Raw genomic sequence first — 21,696 nt, forward strand, 5'->3', positions numbered from 1 at the left:
CCGGGGATTGGAGAGCGGCCAACGAACGGCCTATTCCCCGGCCCGCGCGACAGGCGCACGCTGCACGGTTGGCGGGCCGCGTACAGCGACCGACGCTATCCCTGCGTTGTTTTTCCGGAGTGTCCTCCCATGTTGCGTACGTTGCTCCTGTCTTCCGCGATCGCGCTGGCGCTGTCCGCCTGCGGCGACCGCACCGCCCCCGAGTCCACGATGCCCGCCACCGAATCCACCACCGCCGCGCCGGCGCAGAACGCCCTGTTCACCGCCAGCACGCTGCCGTTCCAGGCCCCGCCCTTCGACAAGCTGAAAGACGCCGATTACCAGCCGGCCATCGAAGAAGGCATGAAACAGCACCTAGCCGAGATCCGCACGATCGCCGACAACCCCGACGCGCCGACCTTCGAGAACACCATCGAAGCCATGGAGCGCAGCGGCGAACTGCTGACCCGCTCGATCAACGTGTTCTTCATGCTCACCGGCGCCCATACCAACGAGACGCTGCAGGCCGCCGAGGAAGCGCTGGCGCCGAAGCTCGCCGAACACAGCGATGCGATCTATCTGGATCCGGCGCTGTTCGCACGCGTCAAGACGATCTACGACCAGCGCGCCACGCTCGGCCTCACGCCCGAGCAGACCACCGTCGTCGAACACACGCACGACGGTTTCGTCCGCGCCGGCGCCCTGCTCAGCGATGCCGACAAGGCCGAGCTGCGCACGCTTAATTCCGAGTCCTCCACGCTGTCTACCGCGTTCGGCAACAAGCTGCTGGCGGCCAACAATGCCGGCGGCGTGTTCGTCACCGACGTGGCCGAACTCGACGGCCTGGACGCGGGCGCGATCGCCGCCGCGGCCGATGCCGCCAAGGCCGCCGGCAAGGACGGCCAGTGGCTGCTGAGCCTGCAGAACACGACGCAGCAGCCGGTGCTCGCCTCGCTGAAGAACCGCGCCCTGCGTGAGCGCGTGCTCGCCGCGTCCACCGGCCGCACCGAACGCGGTGATGCCAACGACACCCGCGCCACGATCCAGCGCCTGGCCGAGATCCGCGCGCGTCAGGCGCAGCTGCTGGGCTTCCCGAACTACGCCGCCTACAGCATCGCCGACCAGATGGCGAAGACCCCGGAAGCCGCGCTCAAGCTGCTCACCGACACCGTGCCCGCCGCTACCGCGCGTGCGCGCGCCGAGCTCGCCAAGATCCAGGGCGTGGTCGACGCGCAGAACGGCGGCTTCACCGCCGGCGCCGCTGATTGGGACTTCTACGCCGAGCAGGTCCGCAAGGCCGAGTTCGATCTCGACGAGTCGCAGATCAAGCCCTACTTCGAACTCGACCGCGTGCTCGTTGATGGCGTGTTCTTCGCCGCCAACCAGCTCTACGGCATCACCGCCAAGGAGCGGAAAGACATTCCCGTCTACCACCCCGACGTGCGCGTGTTCGACATCTTCGATGCCGACGGCAAGCAGCTCGCTCTGTTCTATCTCGACCCCTTCAAGCGCGACAGCAAGCAGGGCGGCGCGTGGATGGGCAACTTCGTCGAGCAGAACGGCCTGACCGGCACGATTCCCGTCGTCTACAACGTCGAGAACTTCACCAAGCCCGCCGCCGGCCAGCCCGCGCTGCTGAGCTTCGACGACGTGACCACCCTGTTCCACGAGTTCGGCCACGCGCTGCACGGCTTCTTCTCGAACACCAAGTACCCGTCCGTCGCCGGCACGAACACCCCGCGCGACTTCGTCGAGTTCCCCTCGCAGTTCAACGAGCACTGGGCGCTCGACCCCAAGGTCTTCGCCAACTACGCCAAGCACTACCAGACCGGCGAAGCCATGCCGCAGGAACTGGTCGACAAGATCGTCACCGCGCGCACCTTCAACCAGGGCTACGCCACCACCGAATACCTCTCGGCCGCCCTGCTCGACCTCGCCTGGCACACCCTGCCCGCGGGCGAAGCCAAGCAGGACGTCGATGCATTCGAGAAGCAGGCGCTCACGAAGTACAAGGTCGACCTCGCCGCCGTGCCGCCGCGCTACCGCACCAGCTACTTCAGCCACATCTGGGGCGGCGGCTATGCGGCCGGCTACTACGCCTACTTCGGCGCCGAAGTCCTCGACCACGACGCGTTCCAGTGGTTCCGCGAAAACGGCGGCCTGACCCGCGAGAACGGCCAGATCTTCCGCGACAAGATCCTGTCGATCGGCCACTCGCGTGATCTGGCGGTGGCGTACCGCGAGTTCCGCGGCAAGGACCCGAGTGTCGAGCCGTTGCTGGAGCATCGTGGATTGAAGTGAAACGCGCGTACCTGCATGCACTGAGTTGAAGCGTCCAGAAAGGCGGCCCCCGGGCCGCCTTTTCTTCTGTGCGCGTAAATCGATCCCTGCGTTATGCGACGAAAACACCTGATAACGCACTGGAGATCAGGATGCCGCATAACGCGGCATTCGCTTTCGCAGGGCTACGGGCAGGAGCGGCGCAAGCGACTGATGCGAATGAAATTTTGCTGCGTGGCAGGAGACGCGTCGACGGGGCATACTCGGTGCAACACCCCGCATCCGGGGTCTAATACTAGTTAGACCTGCCATGAAAGTACTGGAGTACTTGCTAGTTCTCATTGCAGTCAGTGCCTCGCCCGCGTGCTCTATGGGTGAGTCCATCGCTAGTTGCCCATCTGACCTCATTCCACTATCTACGGTCGTCCCCGTGCTACCGCCCAGGTTGCACAATGAATTCACTGGAGTAGCTCAGGTACTCTTCGTTATCGATCCAGCTGGACAAGTGGAGTCTCCCACCATTGGAGGTGCGGACTGGCATCCCGTGGGGCACCGTAACACTCAGCCGGTGGGGTACTCCGGGGCCATTATTTTGGCTGTATCCCAGTGGAGATACCCGCCCAGAGCGCATGCTTGCCGCCACCAGGTCCCGATAGAGTTCCACTTCGAGAACCCGCCAGATGCCATCACTGGCAGGTCTAACAATTCGTTCAAGCCGAACCCGCTTCGCGGGTCGGCTTAACACAGGTGTTAGGCGGCGTACGCGGCTAGCTCGCATACTCAGAAGCAACAGACAGTTCACTGATAAAAGGAGATGTTGCGTGAAATGGATCATAGCCGCTGTAGTTCTGGCAATCGTCATTGCGTTGGCCATGTCGACGAAGTGGGATGTGAGTTGTGCTGCGTCAGGTGTTGGTGGCATCTACGTGCCGCCCTCTGAGCCTACCTATGACGGGAGTAGATCCTTCTCTCGACCAAAACAGCCTGGATGTGTGGTCACAGCAACAAATCCTGCTAGAAAATCGTTTGATCGCATCTTCTTTAAGGATGCTGGTGAACCGCAACCGCGCGCCTAACAATTCATTCAAGCCGACGCCGCTTCGCGGCGCGGCTTAATTCAGGCGTTAGGCATCGCATGACAGATGATCGCTGGTGCCGGAACAAGAGCTGGGATGCCGATATCGCATCTCTCTTTGAGGAGAAGCTGCGGCGCGCTCGTCGCAAAAGCCAGTATCTTCGGATTCAGGCCTACTCCCTCACGCAAACTAATCCGCAGGTAGCCTTAGATCTGCTTGATCGGTACTTTGCACTTGGTGAAGACTTTGACCATGCTCAAGCTCATGTTGATCGTGCGGCGGCCTACATAACTCTTGGCCGCTTAGAAGATGCATTCACGTCTTACGAGGCAGCTCTAAATCGCGAGGCGGAGTTCCCAAATTTGCGCACCGGCGCATACTTGGAGCTGCCATATCAAATAGCCCTACGGGGCGCAGCTCATCGCTACGATCAGGCAATGGCCCTACTTTCCAAAGCCGCTGAGAACCTCATGTTTTCCGTGGATCACTTTGTGTTTCATGCAACAAAAGCAATCATCCTCTCTGCCCAAGGGAACCTCGCCGATGCTCGCGCCGAGGCTAGACCTGCCCTTGAGGCTGCAAGCCGTGACCATTCTGGATTCCGCTACCATCCCGGCGTGGGCCTCGTATCGGACAAGCATGCACAAGCTCTGGCTTTGCTGCGTCCGCTGTGCGATGCCTAACAATTCATTCAAGCCGACGCCGCTTCGCGGCGCGGCTTAATTCAGGCGTTAGATGCCATGTGGAAGATTGCCGCAAGTGTGAGTCTTGTCTTTCTCATCGCGTGCAGTCCTGCCTCCGAAAATTCTCCCCGCCCGGCTCCTTTAGAACCGCCGCCTCCACCAGACATGTCCTTTCTTGACGCACTAGATGGCACATGCACCGGATCACTCGCTGATGGCGTGGTGCTAACCGCTGCGGAGGCATGCTGGGTCAAAGAGCTTGCAGCCCAGTGCGGTCCCGCAAATGACTGCCTGGTTGGTTGTTTAGCCTCAGGACAAGCTCGCCAGACAGGCGGTGGTTGCTGGCACGTATGCTGGCCAAATGTTCCCGAATTCAAAAATTGGCAAGAGCCTCAAGGGGCCACGCAGTGCAGGTCATTGGGCAAGGTAAATGGCATCTAACAATTCATTCAAGCCGACCCTGCTTCGCGGGTCGGCTTAACTCAGGTGTTAGGTGGCGATGAATCGCTGGGAAGTCTTTGGGGCAATCTTCTTCGGCAGCATCTTTGCACTCTTTGCGGTCTTCCGCTTTGAGATCCTTGATGCTCGTGCCGCTAAAGGCATTGCCGCCGTGTTCTTGTTCGGCGTCTACTGCGGCATCGTCGCCTTCGGTACCGCCGGAAAGAAGCGCTCGCTATCTCTACCAGGGCAGACCGTTCTGGGTATAGGGGTGGCCTTGGCAATCGCTGCATTGTTCAGCCCTCCCACGGAGGGATTTGCTCTCGCAGCCCTTCTTGGGCTTATCCTTGGCTTTACTGCAGATCGGTGGGTGGAGCACGTGCAGTTGCCGTAGTTGCCACCTAACAATTCATTCAAGCCGACGCCGCTTCGCGGCGCGGCTTAATTCAGGCGTTAGGCTGCTATGGACCCCTCTCCGCGCATTGAATTCTCAGTTCGCTATCGGCTCGGCGAGTACCTCCAGTTCGTCACGCAGCACGCCTTTGATACGGATGACGAGTTGCGGACACTGAGCGGAGTGAAGAGGCATCTTTCGCGCATCGCTATGCAAGGCGTTGCAGCACTTGGGTTCGTATACAAGTCGTCTCGCGTCGGCCGGTGTGAGTTCACTATCGACGCGTTGGGTGTGAGCAGACGCACCAGACTCGGCCCTGGCTCTGTGCCTTGGTCCCGGGTGAAAGCAGTTCACACCTACAGTCCGGGCTTCCTAATTGAGCTTGAGAGTGGTGCTATGCCCATACCCTTCCGCGTACTCTCAGCCGAGCAGCGCAGCCACATCTGTCAGTTGGCAGCGGGGCTGCTCGTTACGAGGGCGCAGCCTAACAATTCATTCAAGCCGAACTCGCTTCGCGAGTCGGCTTAATTCAGGTGTTAGGTGCCTTGCTGAATGTCTGCGGCCATCACAAAACATGAGCCTTCTCCGCACCCTGACGACGACTCGGAGCATCCGATCCCGTCGCTCGCCGTTCTCGATGTAGTGACAATCCTTGTTGGGGGTGGCGCGGATTTATTCATCGTTGTCGCGTCGCCGCTCGCGGCAGATCATAGGTCGCTTACCCGGCTGCAGGACAAGATTGAGGGCTATCTGCGCCACATCCAGTCGCCGGATTTCCTGGCTGAGGCGGGTCCGCCACATCCAAGCAACACTACTATCAAGGTTAGGCTCCACCCGGACTCTGCGCCGGAGGCCTATGATCTCTTGGAGCGCTCCAAAGACTGGGTGTCGGCCAATCATGCGTCTCTCGAGATCGAACAGCTTGATCTTGCTGTTCACTAGACCGGCACCTAACAATTCATTCAAGCCGAACCCGCTTTGCGGGTCGGCTTAATTCAGTCGTTAGGCCGCATGGCAGTCACGTCGCAAGTGATGAAAGGAATTCTGGCAACGTGCGTAGCCTTGGCTGCCGCTGCCACGATTCCAGTTCTGCCAAATCCCCCTGCGGCCGGAGATCCGGTTGCGCCCACCGATCCTCGAATTGACGTGGACATCACTGCCGAAGACCTCGCAGCCATACTTCAGTTAGCCCGGGGAAAGCGCCGGATCAACGTGCACCAGCGCTACTTCGTTAAAACAGATCTCCCGCTCCGATCCATCTCAGCCGCAGAGTCGTCACTCCAAATCACCCCGGGTAGCATGCCTATCAAGGTGCCTCCATTCGGAGATGTCGAAGCAACGTTCTACGCAGACTCTGCTCCAGGTCATGAGTCCGGCGTCACCTACTACTTCATCAAGAGTCGAAAGACGTGGAGAATCAGCAAGATCAGCCACTGGGTCGTATGAGCTTGCGGCCTAACCATTCATTCAAGCCGACGCCACTTCGTGGCGCGGCTTAATTCCAGCGTTAGGCAACTGGAGACGGTGAATGGCGCTTCTTGATCTGCTGGAACTCGGAGAGCTCTTTCTCTCTTGGCGCCTTTACGTTGGCATGGCAGTCACTGTTGCTCTCTGCGCCGTCGCCTTCTCACTGATTCCTTCGGGTGGCCCCGGCTGGGTTGCTTGGTCGGTTTGCACGCCAATTGGGGTTGTCGGGGTTATCCTCAGCTTTGCGTGGCAAGTGCGCTCTGACTCTAGCAACTAGATCATGGTGGCCGGCTTTCCACGGCCAGCTGCCTAACAATTCATTCAAGCCGACGCCGCTTCGCGGCGCGGCTTAACTCAGGCGTTAGGCGTCACACTGAATGTCTCGACAGATCTCACAAGAAGAAGCCGAGCTTTTGGAGCGGGTGTTGGCCGTCGGCGCGCGTGACCAGACTATTCCTGGAGTCGTCGCCTCTATTCCAGCGCTCCGAGTCACCGCCACATGCAAATGCGGCTGTGCCACAGTCTGGTTTGGGCCTGACGGCGACGCCACCGTCGGGAACAACCTTGCTGAGGCGCTTGCCTCTCTGGGTGATGAGACGGTTACTGTGATCGTCTGGTCGCAAGGTGGGTCTATTGCGGGCTTAGAGATCATCGGCCAGGAGCAAACTGGGCTTCCCAGTCCCCATTCGGTCAGGGGTTACCGGTGACGCCTAACAATTCATTCAAGCCGATGCCGCTTCGCGGCACGGCTTAATTCAAGCGTTAGGCGCACAAGAGCATGAGCTACGCACCATCCGAACTTGTTGAGCGCGCGTGGGCAGCGCCACCTAGGTGCCTGACTAGCTTTGCCGCCGCCCCTGTCCGCGAGCCGCTAGAGGGAGTCTTCAATGAGTTGGGCTACTTCGCGGTCGCCTGCACATGCGGCTGCAATTCGTTCAAGGTTATAGGCCACGTCGAGGAGGAGCTCTTTGCTGCCCCGATCAGCCTCACCTGCAACCTGTGCGATAAAACCAAGGTCTTGTTTGATATAGCAGCCCACGGATACGACGCCGAGTTCGGTCATCCGTGCTGCAGCATCCGCGGCACAGGTGCCCCGTCGGAGTACCGTTGCACTGCCGGCAAGGAGTCTAGTTTCTCGGTGCAGGCTGGCTTTAGCTATCAGATTGAGCCTATTGAAGAACTGGGGGCGGAGAACCAGGGCCGGATCCAGGACCTGTTCGATTGGTTCTATCTCGAGGCGCAGTGCGTGACGTGTGGTGAGAAACAGGGCGTGACTGACTACGAGTGCGCCTAACAATTCATTCAAGCCGAACTTGCTTCGCAAGTCGGCTTAATTCAAGTGTTAGGCGGAACAGATGGCCCACTGCAAGTCGAACCATGAAGCTCGCTTCGAAAAGTGGCAGCGCCTTACCGTTCCTGCAACTAGGCTTCTGAGTGATCTAGTCAATTCGCAGCTTGCAGCCGGACTGCAGGTGCAAGGCTTTGAGCGCGTTGACTGTCGTCTTCACCAGTCAGCGTGCTAACGGTGCCAGGTTCACTTATCTGAGGCTGCGCGTTGAGAAAATCGCTGCTCGAACCGGTTCCAGAGCTCGATCTTGCGGCTAGGAAGCGGGAACAGGCTCACTTCCGGCGCACACTTATCCATTCGAATCGATGCCGCTTTCCTGCGCGGTTGAACTCAGACCTCAGGTCGCGGAGACAAGATGCACGCAAACGTTTTGGAAGCGCTGATCCTTCGTACGACCTCTGAGCCGGCCCTTCGGCCACAAAACTAAGTGTTCCAGGTTCACTTAATCTCGTTCGTGGACAACGGTGCCAGGTTCATTTTCGGGACCTAATAATTCACTCAATCCGATGCCGATTCTCGGCTCGGCTTATTTCGAGCATCGTGTTGCGGAGGTTGAGATGCACGCAAACGAGTTGGAAGCGCTGATCATTCGTGCGACCTCCGAGCCGGCCCTTCGGCCAGAGCTCATCACGATGCTGCTGCGCTCGCGCGTCGCCGTGCCCCTGAATAAAGGGCTGGAGAACGGCGTGCTGCCTGCAGATTTCAAGCCCATGACGTTGAATGGTCCTCAGGGGTTTCCGGTGCTGGCGGTCTTTACGAGCCCGGACAAGGCCGCGCCGTGGATCAAGGAGCAGCCGGCGTTCCAACACGCCCTGGTCACGGAATTCAATTGGGCGCTGAAGATCACACGTCCCCTGTTCGGAATCGCGGTCAATCCGGGCTACAAGCACTCGGTCGTGCTCTCACCGGCAGAGGTCCAAGGGTTGTCCGCCGGATAACCCGGCCGGATTCACCTGGTCCCGGTGGGCGCGTCGCGCGTCATCGACTGATCTGCGGCGTAGTGCATTCGATATGGATCGCGCCATCCGCAGAGGTTTTGTAGTGCCAAGGCCACCGCGATCAGCGAGCGCTTTGCCGCCACAATGCGTGTCCGTTCCGAACAGGCCTCGCGTGTGACGACCACACTGAAATGGCTGCGCGTTGCACTGCTCACTGCAGCGACAGTGGCGTGCTCACTGGCCGCTGCGCAGACACCCGTCGAGTTCACGCCGAGCGCTGGATTCGGCGGTGAGAGCACCGGCCTCGGCACGCTGAAGTTCGTCTTCCGCGAGCCGCGCGCGTTTCAGGTCACCAGCCGCGGCACCGAACTGGGTGACGGGACGTTCCGTCTGGATCAGACCATCACCTTCGCAGGCGAGCCGCCGCAATCGCGGTTCTGGGTCATGACGCGGACCGCGCCCCATCGTTACGCCGCCACGCTCAGCGACGCGGCCGGGCCGGTCGAGGCGACGGTCTCGGGATCGCGCCTGTCGCTGCGCTATCGGGTCAAGGGCCCGGTGTACATGCATCAGGAACTGATGCTGTCTCCCGACGGACGCACGATCGACAACGGGGGCGTGGTCAGACTGCTCGGCATCCCGATCGGTCGTCTGCAGGAGACGATCACGCGCAAGGCGCCGGCCGTCGCGGCGGATGCGCTTGCCGATCCGGGGCCGTAACGGGGCGGGTGCACGCAGAGCGTCGCGAGTGCAGGGCGTGCGACGCGAGCGATGTCGGCGGCACCTTCGCAGCGACGTTCGGCGGCTCAGGATGTCGGCACGGTGCCGCCATCGATCACGAACTCGGTGCCGGTCACCGTGGCCGCGCGCGGCGATGCCACGAAGGCGATCAGATGGGCGACTTCGTCGGGTGTCGACGGCCGACCGATCGGAATGCCACCCAGCGACTGCATGATGATCGCCTTGCCGCCCGCGTAATCGGTGCCGGCGTCGGCGGCCAGCCGTTCGGCCAGTGCGACCGACGCCTCGGTCTCCACCCAGCCCGGCGCGACACGCACCACGCGCACGCCGCCGGGCGCGAGTTCCTTGGACAGGCTCTTGCTGTACGTCGACAGCGCGGCCTTGGCAGCGGCGTAGGCGGTGGTGGATTCGGGCAGCGGCAAGCGGTGCTGGATCGACGTCAGGTGGATCACCACGCCGGCGCCCTGCGCCAGCATCCCTGGCACCAGCAGACGGTCCAGACGCACGGCAGGCATCAGGTTGAGCTGCAGTTCGTCCTGCCAGACCGCTTCGGTCAGCGCGGCGTAGCCGCCGCCGGGCGCGCTCGAGCCGCCCACGACATGCACCAGGACATCCACACCGCCCAGGCGCTCGCGCACGACATTGGCCACGTGGGCGCAGCCGGCCCCGGTGCGCAGATCGGCGACGATGACATCGGCATCCGGTGCGTCGGCCGGCGCGTTGCGCGCGGTGGTCAACACGCGCGCGCCCTGTGCGCGGAACAACGCGACGGTCGCTGCGCCGATGCCGCGCGTGCCACCCGTGACGAGCACGCGCTTGCCGGCGAGGTCGAGATCCAGCGCCATCAGCCGATCTCCAGGTCGGCGATCCGGCCGTCGACCATTGCGAAGCGATACGCCAGCGTGACCGGGCTGCCCGGGAAGCTGCCGGTGAGATGCACCTGCACGACCGGATGGTCGGCATCACCGGCGATCCCGAACGGTTCGGCGCGCCACTCGGAGGCCGCGCGGGCATCGGCAAGCCAGGTTTCGATGGCGGCGATGCCGGTATGGGTCTGGCGCTCGTCCTGCACGACCGCATCGGCGGTGAAGCAGTCGCGCAGGCCGGCAGGATCGGCGCCGTTGCCGATGGCGAAGAAAGACGCGATGGTGTCGGGGAGTTGCATGGGTCTCTGCCTCGATGCAGTGGAGATCCCCGGAATGTCGGTGCGGCGCCACGCGCCCGCAAGAACGCACGCAAAAGGAAGTCACTTCCCCATGGGTAAGTCCTATACGCCCGCGACCGCGGCAGCCGACGTGGAAACGGTGTTCAAGCGCCTCGGCGGCCGCTGGAAGCTGCTGATCCTGTTCCACCTGTTCGGCGGCCAGGTGCAGCGCTATTCCGACCTCGAACGTCTGATGCCCGGCATCTCGCCGAAGATGCTGGCCCAGCAACTGCGCCAGCTCGAACACGACGGCATCGTGGCGCGGCGGGTCTATCCGGAAGTCCCGCCGAAAGTGGAATACCGGCTCACCGCGTGGGGCCAGGCGCTGTGCCCGGCGCTCGATGCGTTGCTGCGGTGGGATGCGGCGCGGGACGTGGATGCGGAGAGCAGGGATTCGTGACGTCGGGTTCGCCCGTCCGCGTGCCGCGATCCGCACAGTGCAGCCGCATATGTGCCTGCGTGAAGTAGGTCGCCGATGACCGGATACCCGACGCCGCCGTTCCGACCCTCGCGTCTGCGTCGGATCGCGAACTGGCTGGCATTCACCTGGACGGTCGTGGGCGTTTTCTTCGTGTTCCTGATCATGCTGCCGGGCCGATCGAACCCTTTCCCGTTCGGCCCGGGGCGCATCCATGTTCAAGTCGATGACGTTGCGATACGCGCGATAGCAGGAAACGTTCTGTTCAAAGAATCGAATGCAGCCAGCCGCGTGCTCGCGCCCCGCGACGTTCTCGAGTTCCGCATTTCCAGTGAGGTCGAGCTGATCGAACGTCTCAAGCGTGGTGGCAAGCAGATTCAGGTGAGATGCGAGGTCGAGGGTAATGCCGACGGATGGACATACCGCGGCCTCTCGTTCGGTCCTGAGCCGCTGGTGGACCCGGTGCGTGCGGCTGGGGGCGTCAGGCCCAACGGTCTCGCGCCCCTGCATCATCGCTACGCCGTCTATGCGTTCATCGATCTTGACGCCGAGAACAATCGGAACGGATTCGGCGCATCGGCGTCCAAACTGGATTTGAAACGCGATCCATTCGAATCGCTGCGGTGCAGGATTCTCGGTGTCACCATGGGTGGTCTGTGGCCCAGCACCAATGCGCTGGTCGTCACGAGGGACGAATTCCGGGTGATGCTGCGCGAGGCTGCGATGCGCTGAAGCTGCGCAACTTGTGCATTTCTCGTTTCAACGCGGCCCGCGGATGTTGTCGAGGGACGCCGTGGCAATCCAGAACCATCGACCCCCGCGGATCCGCCGCCCACCACGACGCTTCGCCCAGGCGAGCGTGACGGCGATCGAAAGCGCAATCACCAGCAGGCGCAAGCCGACGGTCCACAGTGGCCCAAGCGCGTTGTCGGCCACCGGGAGCACCACCCACCAGGCGTTCATCAATACGTGGAACGCCACCGGCACCCACAGGTCGAAATCCCACTCGACGTAGAGCCACGCGAACCACACGCCCCCCAGCGCGGTGATGGCGAAGATGCCGGCCGCCTCGGCCGTGCTGCCGCCCTGCGACAGATGCGCGATACCGAACAGCAGCGCGCCGGTCAGGGCCGCCGGCAGAAATCCCCAGCCGGCGATGCGGAACAGCAGGCCGAACAGCAGACCGCGATACAGCAGTTCTTCGCCGAAGCCGGGCAGCAGCGCGTGGCGCACGAGCGCATGCGGCGTGTCGGCATCGAGTGTCAGCGGTGCCTTGAGCGCAAGGCCCAGGGCCATCGGTGCGGTCAACAGCAGACCGAGCAGCATCGCGCGCAGGGGACGCCCGTCGAGGCCGAGCGCACTGGCGGCATGGCGCGGCCGGGTCAGGAGCGCCGCGAGGCCCCATGCAACGACGCAGTGCGGCAGATAGCCCAGCAGCGCCAATGCCCCTGTACGTGCCGCACCGCTCCAGTCGCCGGCGACGGTGCGGAACAGATCGAGATGGAAGTGGTCCTGCCACAGGAAGACCGCGATGATCGGCAGTGCGGTCCAGCGTCTGATGCGGAATCTGCGGGCGGTCGTGTCCGCAGTGCCAGTGATGATGGACATGGGCGTCGGATGGCGGGTCGGGGATCGGTTGCCATCCTTGCGTGCCACGCATGGCACTCACAAAGGCCGCAAGTCATGGCGCGCCCTCGATGTCGAAGGCCGGCCCGTGTTCGTGTCGACCCATAATGCGTGGCGCACAATGCACATCTCGAATTCGATCCGGACGCGTCATGGAACTTGAAGCCCTTCTCATCGCTGCCTTGCGCGAGGCCGGCTACGGCCCGGACGCGATCGGCTCGGCGATGCCGCGGATCATCCGTATCATGCAGGCCGAAGACGTGCGGATCGAAATGGGCCGCAGCCTGTCGCGCAAGGAGCGCGAATACGTGCGCCTGCAGCTCGAACTGGGGCTCAACGTGTCGGAAGTCGTGGCGGGTCTGAAAAAATGACGGACGCCCCTGCAGCCGGGCGGCCTTCGATGCGGACGGTCATCGGCAGCTGCCACTGCAAGGCGGTGGAATTCGAGGTCGATCTGATCGACGGCTTCGAGAACATCCGACGCTGCAACTGCTCGCTGTGCAGCCGCAAGGGCGCGGTGATGGCCGGCGTGACGCTGGACCGCCTGCGCGTGACCCGCGGCGCCGATGTGCTCAGCCTGTACCAGTGGAACACGAAGATCGCGAAACACTGGTTCTGCAGCGTGTGCGGCATCTACACGCATCACCAGCGCCGCAGCGCGCCGGACGAGTACGGGTTCAATCTGGCGTGCATCGAAGATGTCGATCTCACGGCCATCGGCGAGATCGGGCGTAGCAATGGGGCGGCGCAGAGTCTGGTGTAGTTCGCACTGAAGGAAAGCAAGGATGCGTGTCTCGCCATTCGTCATTCAAGTATCCACCGCAGCAGCCTTTCTCGGCTTGATGCTCTGGTTCGCACAGGCGCCTACTGCGCCGTCCTTTGAGACGCAGGCGCGCGTCGTCGACCAGCGATCCGTACTCCGGTTTCACACCGAGCAAGGGCTGACGCCTTGCGGTCCGACGGAACAGCAAGTTCTTGCACGAGCGGACATCAGATTGCTCGACGCGGGCCACGCCAGCGGTGACTTCAAGATCGTTATCCTGCACGCCTTCGAAGACGCGAATATTGTGACGCTGGGGCCCGACTCGATCGCGTCCTATCGCATCGATGGCGCGACCAACCTGGCGCCGCCAACGCGCCGCTGGTTAGAGGGCGACGTACGAGAAGACGTTCGCACGCGTGTCGATCCGATGCACATCTATCGCGTCATCCGAACGCTCGATCGCGCGGTCACCCACGCGGCCAGTGCGTCTGCCTTCGAAGGGCTCGACGGGGTCGCTTACTACGTGGGGCGGGATTCCGAGCACTGTGCTTTTACCGAAGAACCAAGAGGCACGGGCATCGGCGCGCTGGTCAGGCGAATGGCCGCGGCGGCGTCACACAGGAATGCCGATGTACATAATTTGCTCGAGATTGCTGCAGAGATCGACAGAGTCGACGCGAGAAAGTAGTTGTGTGCCGGCACATGGACGTTACTCGCCCGGGGGGCGCTGCCTGCTAGCATCCCCACGCCGTCGTCATTCCGGCGACGCAGCACGCAAGGGGATTGCAATGCGCAATTGGGGAGTGGGCGCCGTACTGGCGCTGGCGGTCGCGGCGTCGGGGACGAGCGCGGCCAACGAAGGACAGACGCGGGAAGTGCAGTCGAAGGACGGCACGTTCACCGGCGAGATCGTCGGTACGCCGGCCGAGGGCAGCAAGTTCGCGCAGCTCGAGATCGGCATGAGCATGCAGGACGTGCAGGAACTGCTGGACCGCACGCCGGACCGCTTCCACACCTACGAATCGGGCAAGCGCTGGATTCCGTTCTACTTCGGCAACGATGCAACGCGCCTGCAGGCGCTGTTCCGCGAAGAGGGCTGCCTGATCTTCACCGGCGGCAACGTCTGGGGCGGCGGCGGCAGCGAACTGATCCAGATCGAGGTCGATCCATCGGGCGCCTGCTACCAGCCTTAACCGCATGACATGGAGCGCGATGTCATCGCGGTCCGCCGGGCTGCACGGTTGGAGCGCCAGTCCGTGCGGTCTGTTTCAATTCGGCGCCGGGACGTTTTCAGACTTTCAGGGAAGACAGATGACTTCAAAAAGCATGGCGGCATTCCTTGCCGCACTTCTTGCGACCGGTTGCGCGAGCAGCGTCTCCAATGACCAGGCGCGATGGCTGCAACCCGCCCAGGCGATCCAGCTTGCCGCGGACGCTGCGCCGCGTGGCGTATCCGGGGTGTTCTCGATGCAGGTCCAGGCGACCGGCGAACAGGGCGGTGAGATCTATCTCAACTCCGAACTCGACTACCGCGACCAGCGCAATCTGACGGTCGTGCTCACGCCCGCGGCGGCACACCAGCTGGCACTGCGCCTGGGCGAACCGGTGGCGGCCGCGCTCGATCGCAAGCGCATCCTGGTGCGGGGCTCAGCACAACGTGTCCGGATCGACTTCACCACGGCCGGCCTGCCGACGGGCAAGTACTACTACCAGACCCACGTGCGTGTGACCGACGCCGCGCAGATCCAGTTGCAGTAGGCGAACGCGCTACGCGGCCGTATCGCGCCGCCCTTCACCCGTCCGACCGCGCCCTGGCGTACGCTCGGCGCGTTCCGCCACGAGCCACGTCCATGTCGCAAGTCCCCGCACCCCGCCGCCGCACCGGTGCCTATGTCGCGATCGCGGCGATCGTGGCCGCCGTCGGCGGTGCCTTCGCCTGGACCGCGGGCTGGCTCACGCCGGACCGGCTCACGTCCGCGCGCATGACCGACGCCATCGAAGCGACGTCGACGACGCCGTATCCCGGCTTCCGTCGCGCGCATGCCAAGGGCATCTGCGTCGTCGGCCATTTCGACGGCACGCCGGAGGGTGCGGCCCTGAGCCGCGCGCGTGTGTTTGCCGACACCGGCACGCCGGTGCTCGGCCGGATGTCGATCGGCGGCGGCTCGCCCTACGGCCTGGATGCGCAGGCGCGCGTGCGCAGCATGGCGCTGGTGCTCAACGGCGCCGACGGCAGCGAGTGGCGCATGGCGATGAACAGTTTTCCGTTCTTCGGCGCGGCGTCGATCGAGACCTTCCTCGAACAGACCCGCGCGTCGGCGCCGGATCCGGCGACCGGCAAGCCCGATCCCGAACGCATGGCGGCCTTCGCCGCGCAGCATCCCGAGGCCCAGCGTTTTGCCGCATGGGCGAAGTCGGCGCCCTGGTCCGACAGCTTCGCCAACACGCAGTACAACGGCATCCACGCGTTTCGCTTCACCGGTGATCGCGGCGAACAGCTGGTGCGCTGGTCGATGCGTCCGCAGGCGCCGTTCGTGGAGATCACTGCCGCGCAGCGCGAGGCGGCGGAACGTGACTATCTGCAGGACGAACTGCGCGAGCGGCTCGCGGCGGGGCCGCTGCGCTGGGACATGGTCGCCACGCTCGCCGGCCCGGGCGACGACGCCAGCGATCCGAGCACGCCCTGGCCCGAGGACCGCGAGCAGGTGGTCGTCGGCACCGTGGTGCTGACGCAAGCGCAGGACCAGGCGAGCGGCCCGTGCCGAGATCTCAATTTCGATCCGACCATCGTGCCGGGCGGCGTCGCCCTGTCGGACGATCCGATCCTCGCCGCGCGCGCGGCCGTGTACGCGCAGTCCTTCGATCGCCGCGAACGCGAGGTCGCACGCGGCGCCGATGTCGATGGCACGCCGCCTGCGGAGGCCGCCCGATGAACCCCCCGACCGATCGCCACGATGCATTCGCCCGCGTGCTGCACTGGAGCATGGCGGTCCTGATCATGGCGATGCTGTTCGTCGGCGTGGCGATGGTGTCGTCGATGACGCTGCGCCCGTCGCTGCTGATGCTGCACCGGCCGATCGGCATCGCACTGCTGGTGCTGGTGATCGTGCGGTTGATCCATCGCCTGCGCCGTCGCGTGCCGGACCTGCCGCGCGACCTGCCGGGCTGGCAACGCGCGGCCGCGCACGCGTCGCACATCGCGCTGTACGCGCTGATGTTCGCGATGCCCTTGATCGGCTGGGCGATGGTGTCGGCGGCCGGCAATCCGGTCGTGCTGTGGGGCGATGTGCATCTGCCCGCCATCGCGCCGCACGATCCCACGCTCTACAGCCTGCTGCGCGCCGCGCACACGTGGCTGGCGCGCGCGCTGCTCGCGGTGATCCTGCTGCATCTCGCCGCCGCGCTGTATCACGCCTGGGTGCGCCGCGATGGCGTCTATCGCACGATGGCGCCGGTGCCGCTGGGACCGCGTCCGGATGAGGATCGCGCTGTCACGCGCGCGGAGATCGACGCGCCTTGAGCATGGCCGTCCCCGATCGCGCGCACCGCATCGATGCAGGCGCGCCGCGCGTTGTGACGTGCCCGACACCGGCCGCTCTCTAGGCTGCGTCATTTCGTCCAGAACCGCGCGATGCAGACCGACCAGATCCTGATCCTCGCCATCCTGGCCTGCACGGTCGGTCTGTTCCTGTGGGGCCGCTGGCGGCACGACCTGGTGGCCGGGGCGTCGTTGCTGGCCTGTGTGGCGGTGGGGCTGGTGGGCGCGGAGCAGGCGTTCGCGGGTTTCGGGCATCCCGCGGTGATCACGGTGGCCTGCGTGCTGGTGCTCAGCCGGGGGCTGCAGACCTCGGGCGCGGTGGACGCGCTGACCCGCGCGGTGCTGCCGTCCAAGGCCGGGCCGATGCTGTCGATCGCCGCGCTGACCGCGCTGGCCGCGCTGCTGTCGGCCTTCATGAACAACGTCGGCGCGCTGGCACTCTTAATGCCCGTGGCGGTGCAGATCGCCCGCAAGCAGTCGCTCGCGCCGGGCCAGGTGCTGATGCCGCTGGCGTTCGGCTCGATCCTGGGCGGCATGACCACGCTGATCGGCACGCCGCCCAATCTCATCGTGGCCGGCTTCCGGCAGGAACTGGGCGGCGCGCCGTTCTCGATGTTCGACTACACGCCGGTCGGCGCAGCGGTCGCGGTGGCGGGCGTGCTGCTGCTCGTGCTCGGTGGCTGGAAACTGGTGCCGGTGCGGCGCGAGGCAGCGGTGGAAGGCTTCGACCCGGGCGCCTATCTGACCGAGGTGCGCGTGCCCGAGGGCGCGCGGGCGGTGGGCAAGACCGTGCGCGAGATCGAGACGCTGCTCGACGAACACGACGCGCAGGTGGTCGGCATGGTCCAGGCGGAGCTGCGCGTGCATGCGCCCAATCCGTCGCGCGTGGTGCGCGCCAACGACGTCCTGGTGATCGAGGCCGACGCCGACGTGCTCAGCGAGGTGCTCGCCCGGCTCGGGGCGAAGCTGGAGGAAGACGTGCCTTCGGAGCCGGAGCCGGACGACGCCGACGCGACGGATGCCGGCAGCAATGACACCGATGCGCACGACACCGCGCCGACACCGATCGACGGCGCGGCGCCCGACGAAGACACGGCGCCGGACGACCGCAGCGACGATGCGCGCACGCCACATGCCGACATCGTGTTGCAGGAAATCGCGGTACTGCCGGGCTCGGGCCTCGCCGGACGCTCGGCCTCGGAACTGGACCTGCGCACGCGCTACAGCATCAACGTGCTCGCGATCTCGCGCGCCGGCCACCGGTCGCGGCGGCGGTTGAGATCTCAGCGCCTGCAGGACGGCGATCTGCTGCTGGTGCAGGGCACGCAGGCGGCGATCGCCGCGTTCGCTGCCGAGTTCGGGGGCGTGCCGCTGGCCGAACGGGCGCTGCGCATTCCCGACCGGCGCAAGGCGATCACCGCCGCATTGATCCTGCTCGGCGCCATCATCGCCACCGCATCCGGGCTGGTGCCTGCAGCGGTCGCATTCGCGGCGGGCGTGGTCGTCTCGATGGCGCTGCGCACGGTGCCGCCGCGCGAGGTCTACGGCGCGATCGACTGGCCGGTGGTGGTGCTGCTGGCGGCCCTGATCCCGGTGGCCGGCGCCATGGAATCCACCGGCACCGCCGATCTCATCGCCCGCGTACTGTTCGAAAGCGTCGCCCAGGGGCATCCGGTGATCGGTCTGGTCCTGATCCTCGTGGTGACCATGACGCTGTCTGACCTGATGAACAACGCCGCCACTGCGGCCGTGATGTGCCCGATCGCGATCGGCGCGGCCGGCACCCTGGGCGTCAACGCAGACCCCTATCTGATGGCGGTCGCGGTGGGCGCGTCCTGCGCGTTCCTCACGCCTATCGGCCACCAGAACAACACGCTGATCCTCGGCCCCGGCGGTTTCCGCTTCAGTGACTACTGGCGTCTGGGCCTGCCGGTGCAGCTGCTGGTGCTGCTGGTGTCGATTCCGATGCTGCTGTGGATCTGGCCGCTGTAGGTCGACCACGTGGGGGGCACGGGGCGTCCGGCACACTGGGACGCGTCCGTTCCAGGAGGTCGCCATGTCCGCGCGCCGCATCCCGCACAGCACCCCGGCCGATACATCCGCCGCCGTCGACGCCTTCATGGCGACGCTCGACCATCCGCATGCCGACGCCATGCAACGGCTGCGCGCGCTGGTGCTCGGCGTCGATCCGACCGTCGCGGAGGGGGTGAAGTGGAATGCGCCCAGCTGGCGCACCACCGAGTATTTCGCCACCACCCAGCTGCGCCTGAAAGCCGGCGTCGGTCTGGTGCTGCATCGGGGCGCCAAGACACGCGCCCAGCCTGACGGCGGCTTCGCCATCGACGATCCACAGGGCCTGCTGCGCTGGCCCGCGCCCGACCGCGCGCTGCTGGTGTTCGCGGATCGTGCCGCCATCGAAACGCAGGCCCTCGCGGTGCAGGCGCTGTTGCGGCAATGGATCGCGCACGTCTGACGGCGTCGCCACGCGCCGGCGTGATGTCCCGCTTGGACGACGCAATCCCCATGGAGGGAGCCAGCCCCCGCGCGCGGCAGCGGGCAATACCCCGTCGTCCGCGGGGCAGCCCGGCCCGGCGCATGGCGTCGGATCGCCTGCGCCGGCCTACGCTTGAAAGCCGGCCATCCACACCAATATCCCCGGCTCGCACCACAGCCACACGGACGCCACACGCAATGACCGCACCCGCCGAAACCCGCAAGTTCGAAGCCGAAGTCGCCCAGGTCCTGCACCTGGTCACGCACTCGCTGTACTCGCACAAGGAGATCTTCCTGCGCGAGCTGATCTCCAACGCCTCCGACGCCTGCGACAAGCTGCGCTTCGAGTCGATCGCCAATCCCGACCTGCTGGCCGGAACGAGCGAGCTGCACATCGACGTCAGCTGGGACAAGGCGGCGCGCACGGTGACGATCCGCGACACCGGCATCGGCATGAGCCGCGACGATGTGGTCGCCAACATCGGCACGATCGCCAGCTCCGGCACACGCCGCTTCCTCGAAGCGATGAGCGGCGAGCAGAAGGCCGATGCGCGGCTGATCGGCCAGTTCGGCGTGGGCTTCTATTCGGCCTTCGTCGTCGCCGACCGCGTGACCGTGCTGACGCGTCATGCAGGCGCGGCGCCCGAGGCCGGCGTGAAGTGGGAAAGCGATGGCCGCGGCGAGTATTCGCTGGAAGCGGTGACCCTGCCCGAGCGCGGCACCACGGTGATCCTGCATCTCAAGAATGATGAGGACGAATTCCTCGACGGCTGGAAGCTGCGGTCGCTGGTCACCAAGTACTCCGACCACGTCGCGTTCCCGATCCGGATGCCCAAGGACGCGCCGTCCGCCGCCGAAGGTGAAGACGCGAAGACCGATGCCGCGCCCGAATGGGAAACCGCGAACGACGCGTCGGCGCTGTGGACCCGGCCGAAGTCGGAGATCAGCGACGAGGAGTACCAGAACTTCTACAAGGCGCTCGGCCACGATTTCAACGACGCCGCCGCGTGGACCCACAACCGCGTCGAAGGCAGCCAGAGCTTCACCACGCTGCTGTACCTGCCGTCGCAGCCGCCGTTCGACCTGATGATGGGCGGGCGCGACGAGCGCAAGGGCCTGAAGCTCTACATCAAGCGCGTGTTCGTCATGGACGCCGCCGAAGAACTGTTGCCGAACTACCTGCGCTTCGTGCGCGGCGTGGTCGATGCCGATGATCTGCCGCTCAACGTCAGCCGCGAACTGCTGCAGCACAACCGCCAGCTCGACCGCATCAAGGGCGCCTGCGTGAAGCGCGTGCTCGACCTGATCGAGAAGCTGGCGCGCGACGAGCCCGAAAAGTTCACCGCCTTCTACAAGGCCTTCGGCAATACGCTGAAAGAAGGCATCGTCGAAGACGCCAGCAACCGCGAGCGCATCGCCAAGCTGCTTCGCTTCGCATCGACCAGGGGTGAGGGCGCGGCGCAGACCGTGTCGCTGGACGACTACGTCAGCCGCATGCCGGTCGGCCAGGACACCATCTGGTACATCACCGCCGATGGTCACAAGGCCGCCGCCGGCAGCCCGCAGCTCGAAGCCTTCCGCGCGAAGGATATCGAAGTGCTGCTGATGTTCGACCGCATCGACGAATGGATGCTCGGCAGCCTGCACGAGTACGCCGGCAAGTCGATGAAGAACGTCGCCAAGGGCGAGCTGCCGCTCGACGAGGCGGACAAGGCGAAGCAGGCCGAAGCCGCGACCGCTGCCGCACCGCTGGTCGAACGCATCAAGACGTTGCTCGGCGATCGCGTCGGCGACGTGCGCGTGTCCGCGCGTCTGACGGACTCGCCGTCGTGCCTCGCCCTGGCCGACTACGAGATGGCCCCGCATCTCGCGCGCCTGCTGCGCGAGGCCGGCCAGGCCGTGCCCGACAGCAAGCCCACGCTCGAGATCAACCCGCAGCACGCGCTGCTGCAGCGGATCGAAAGCGAAGCGGATGACGCGAAGGCGACCGATCTTTCGACGCTGCTGCTCGAACAGGCCGAGATCGCCGCCGGCGCGCCGCTGCCGGATCCGGCTGCGTTCGTGCAGCGGATGAACCGGGTGCTGCTGGGCGGCTGAGGCAGAGCTGTCGCCGCCGTCGGACTGCGGATCTTTAAAGCAGCTTCGTGCATGCCCGAAACGCGGAACAACGTAACGCGCCATCACGGACGTGATGGCGCGCCGCGCGACTCATTCCAGATGCTGCTTCGTTCTTGCGCAGGTGGACCGGTGCCCACGGCAACCGCGCACCGGTCAAGGCGACCTCGGCGCATCCAGACATCCCCAAGGCTC

At 64.7% G+C, this 21,696-nt stretch carries 22 protein-coding genes; 19 read left to right on the forward strand and 3 right to left on the reverse strand.

What is annotated here, in order from left to right; all coding sequences use genetic code 11:
• Positions 1–129: 129 nt before the first annotated feature.
• The 7 genes from dcp to AC3IRM_RS16795 all read left to right on the forward strand — a co-directional run bounded on the left by dcp (position 130) and on the right by AC3IRM_RS16795 (position 9,323).
• Positions 130–2,280, forward strand: a complete 2,151-nt coding sequence (dcp, locus tag AC3IRM_RS16765) for a peptidyl-dipeptidase Dcp (protein WP_489204218.1) — start codon at positions 130–132, stop codon at positions 2,278–2,280.
• A gap of 1,114 nt (positions 2,281–3,394) precedes the next feature.
• On the forward strand, positions 3,395–4,018 hold the full coding sequence (locus tag AC3IRM_RS16770; protein ID WP_489204219.1) for a hypothetical protein: 624 nt from the start codon (positions 3,395–3,397) through the stop codon (positions 4,016–4,018).
• A gap of 499 nt (positions 4,019–4,517) precedes the next feature.
• On the forward strand, positions 4,518–4,850 hold the full coding sequence (locus AC3IRM_RS16775; RefSeq protein ID WP_489204220.1) for a hypothetical protein: 333 nt from the start codon (positions 4,518–4,520) through the stop codon (positions 4,848–4,850).
• A 552-nt stretch (positions 4,851–5,402) separates the two neighbouring features.
• On the forward strand, positions 5,403–5,792 hold the full coding sequence (locus tag AC3IRM_RS16780) for a hypothetical protein (RefSeq protein ID WP_489204221.1): 390 nt from the start codon (positions 5,403–5,405) through the stop codon (positions 5,790–5,792).
• Between the two features lie 1,303 nt (positions 5,793–7,095).
• Positions 7,096–7,611, forward strand: coding sequence for a hypothetical protein (locus tag AC3IRM_RS16785; protein WP_489204222.1), 516 nt, complete (start codon positions 7,096–7,098; stop codon positions 7,609–7,611).
• Positions 7,612–8,171: 560 nt separating this feature from the next.
• The gene (locus tag AC3IRM_RS16790) at positions 8,172–8,603 is read left to right on the forward strand and encodes an SseB family protein (RefSeq protein ID WP_489204223.1); all 432 of its coding nucleotides are present in this window, start codon (positions 8,172–8,174) and stop codon (positions 8,601–8,603) included.
• 174 nt (positions 8,604–8,777) lie between these two features.
• A complete protein-coding gene (locus AC3IRM_RS16795; RefSeq protein ID WP_489204224.1) occupies positions 8,778–9,323 on the forward strand; it encodes a DUF3833 family protein in 546 nt (181 codons plus the stop codon).
• An 86-nt stretch (positions 9,324–9,409) separates the two neighbouring features.
• Here the strand turns inward: AC3IRM_RS16795 and AC3IRM_RS16800 are convergent, their stop codons facing one another.
• Both AC3IRM_RS16800 and AC3IRM_RS16805 read right to left on the reverse strand, forming a co-directional pair.
• Positions 9,410–10,189 (reverse strand): SDR family oxidoreductase, encoded by a 780-nt coding sequence (locus AC3IRM_RS16800; protein WP_489204225.1) that lies wholly within the window; start codon positions 10,187–10,189, stop codon positions 9,410–9,412.
• On the reverse strand, positions 10,189–10,509 hold the full coding sequence (locus AC3IRM_RS16805) for a nuclear transport factor 2 family protein (RefSeq protein WP_489204226.1): 321 nt from the start codon (positions 10,507–10,509) through the stop codon (positions 10,189–10,191). The genes AC3IRM_RS16800 and AC3IRM_RS16805 overlap by 1 nt, the downstream gene beginning before the upstream one ends.
• Positions 10,510–10,600: 91 nt before the next feature.
• Here AC3IRM_RS16805 and AC3IRM_RS16810 point away from each other — a divergent pair, with 91 nt between their 5' ends.
• Together AC3IRM_RS16810 and AC3IRM_RS16815 are read left to right on the forward strand one after the other, a co-directional pair.
• On the forward strand, positions 10,601–10,948 hold the full coding sequence (locus tag AC3IRM_RS16810) for a winged helix-turn-helix transcriptional regulator (protein WP_489204227.1): 348 nt from the start codon (positions 10,601–10,603) through the stop codon (positions 10,946–10,948).
• A 75-nt stretch (positions 10,949–11,023) separates the two neighbouring features.
• A complete protein-coding gene (locus tag AC3IRM_RS16815; RefSeq protein WP_489204228.1) occupies positions 11,024–11,698 on the forward strand; it encodes a hypothetical protein in 675 nt (224 codons plus the stop codon).
• 27 nt (positions 11,699–11,725) lie between these two features.
• Here the strand turns inward: AC3IRM_RS16815 and AC3IRM_RS16820 are convergent, their stop codons facing one another.
• Positions 11,726–12,574 carry a CPBP family intramembrane glutamic endopeptidase gene (locus AC3IRM_RS16820; RefSeq protein ID WP_489204229.1) on the reverse strand — a complete coding sequence of 283 codons (849 nt, stop codon included), beginning with the start codon at positions 12,572–12,574 and terminating at the stop codon, positions 11,726–11,728.
• A 170-nt stretch (positions 12,575–12,744) separates the two neighbouring features.
• Here AC3IRM_RS16820 and AC3IRM_RS16825 point away from each other — a divergent pair, with 170 nt between their 5' ends.
• The 10 genes from AC3IRM_RS16825 (at position 12,745) to htpG (ending at position 21,483) form a co-directional block, all read left to right on the forward strand.
• On the forward strand, positions 12,745–12,963 hold the full coding sequence (locus AC3IRM_RS16825; RefSeq protein WP_310147598.1) for a polyprenyl synthetase: 219 nt from the start codon (positions 12,745–12,747) through the stop codon (positions 12,961–12,963).
• 29 nt (positions 12,964–12,992) lie between these two features.
• On the forward strand, positions 12,993–13,355 hold the full coding sequence (locus tag AC3IRM_RS16830) for a GFA family protein (RefSeq protein WP_489204230.1): 363 nt from the start codon (positions 12,993–12,995) through the stop codon (positions 13,353–13,355).
• Positions 13,356–13,377: 22 nt separating this feature from the next.
• Positions 13,378–14,043 carry a hypothetical protein gene (locus AC3IRM_RS16835; protein WP_489204231.1) on the forward strand — a complete coding sequence of 222 codons (666 nt, stop codon included), beginning with the start codon at positions 13,378–13,380 and terminating at the stop codon, positions 14,041–14,043.
• 100 nt (positions 14,044–14,143) lie between these two features.
• Positions 14,144–14,548: a hypothetical protein gene (locus tag AC3IRM_RS16840; RefSeq protein WP_489204232.1), complete on the forward strand. Its 405-nt coding sequence runs from the start codon at positions 14,144–14,146 to the stop codon at positions 14,546–14,548.
• 133 nt (positions 14,549–14,681) lie between these two features.
• Positions 14,682–15,113, forward strand: coding sequence for a hypothetical protein (locus tag AC3IRM_RS16845; protein WP_489204233.1), 432 nt, complete (start codon positions 14,682–14,684; stop codon positions 15,111–15,113).
• A 92-nt stretch (positions 15,114–15,205) separates the two neighbouring features.
• Complete coding sequence (locus AC3IRM_RS16850) at positions 15,206–16,288, forward strand: catalase family peroxidase (RefSeq protein ID WP_489204234.1); 1,083 nt, start codon at positions 15,206–15,208, stop codon at positions 16,286–16,288.
• The gene (locus AC3IRM_RS16855; protein ID WP_489204235.1) at positions 16,285–16,875 is read left to right on the forward strand and encodes a cytochrome b; all 591 of its coding nucleotides are present in this window, start codon (positions 16,285–16,287) and stop codon (positions 16,873–16,875) included. Before AC3IRM_RS16850 ends, AC3IRM_RS16855 begins: the two co-directional genes overlap by 4 nt.
• Before the next feature lie 111 nt (positions 16,876–16,986).
• A complete protein-coding gene (locus tag AC3IRM_RS16860) occupies positions 16,987–18,885 on the forward strand; it encodes an SLC13 family permease (protein ID WP_489204236.1) in 1,899 nt (632 codons plus the stop codon).
• Positions 18,886–18,949: 64 nt separating this feature from the next.
• On the forward strand, positions 18,950–19,366 hold the full coding sequence (locus AC3IRM_RS16865; protein ID WP_489204238.1) for a DUF1801 domain-containing protein: 417 nt from the start codon (positions 18,950–18,952) through the stop codon (positions 19,364–19,366).
• 218 nt (positions 19,367–19,584) lie between these two features.
• The gene (htpG, locus tag AC3IRM_RS16870; RefSeq protein WP_489204239.1) at positions 19,585–21,483 is read left to right on the forward strand and encodes a molecular chaperone HtpG; all 1,899 of its coding nucleotides are present in this window, start codon (positions 19,585–19,587) and stop codon (positions 21,481–21,483) included.
• Positions 21,484–21,696: the final 213 nt, after the last annotated feature.

The sequence above is a fragment of the Luteimonas sp. KH_071 genome, assembly GCF_057838005.1.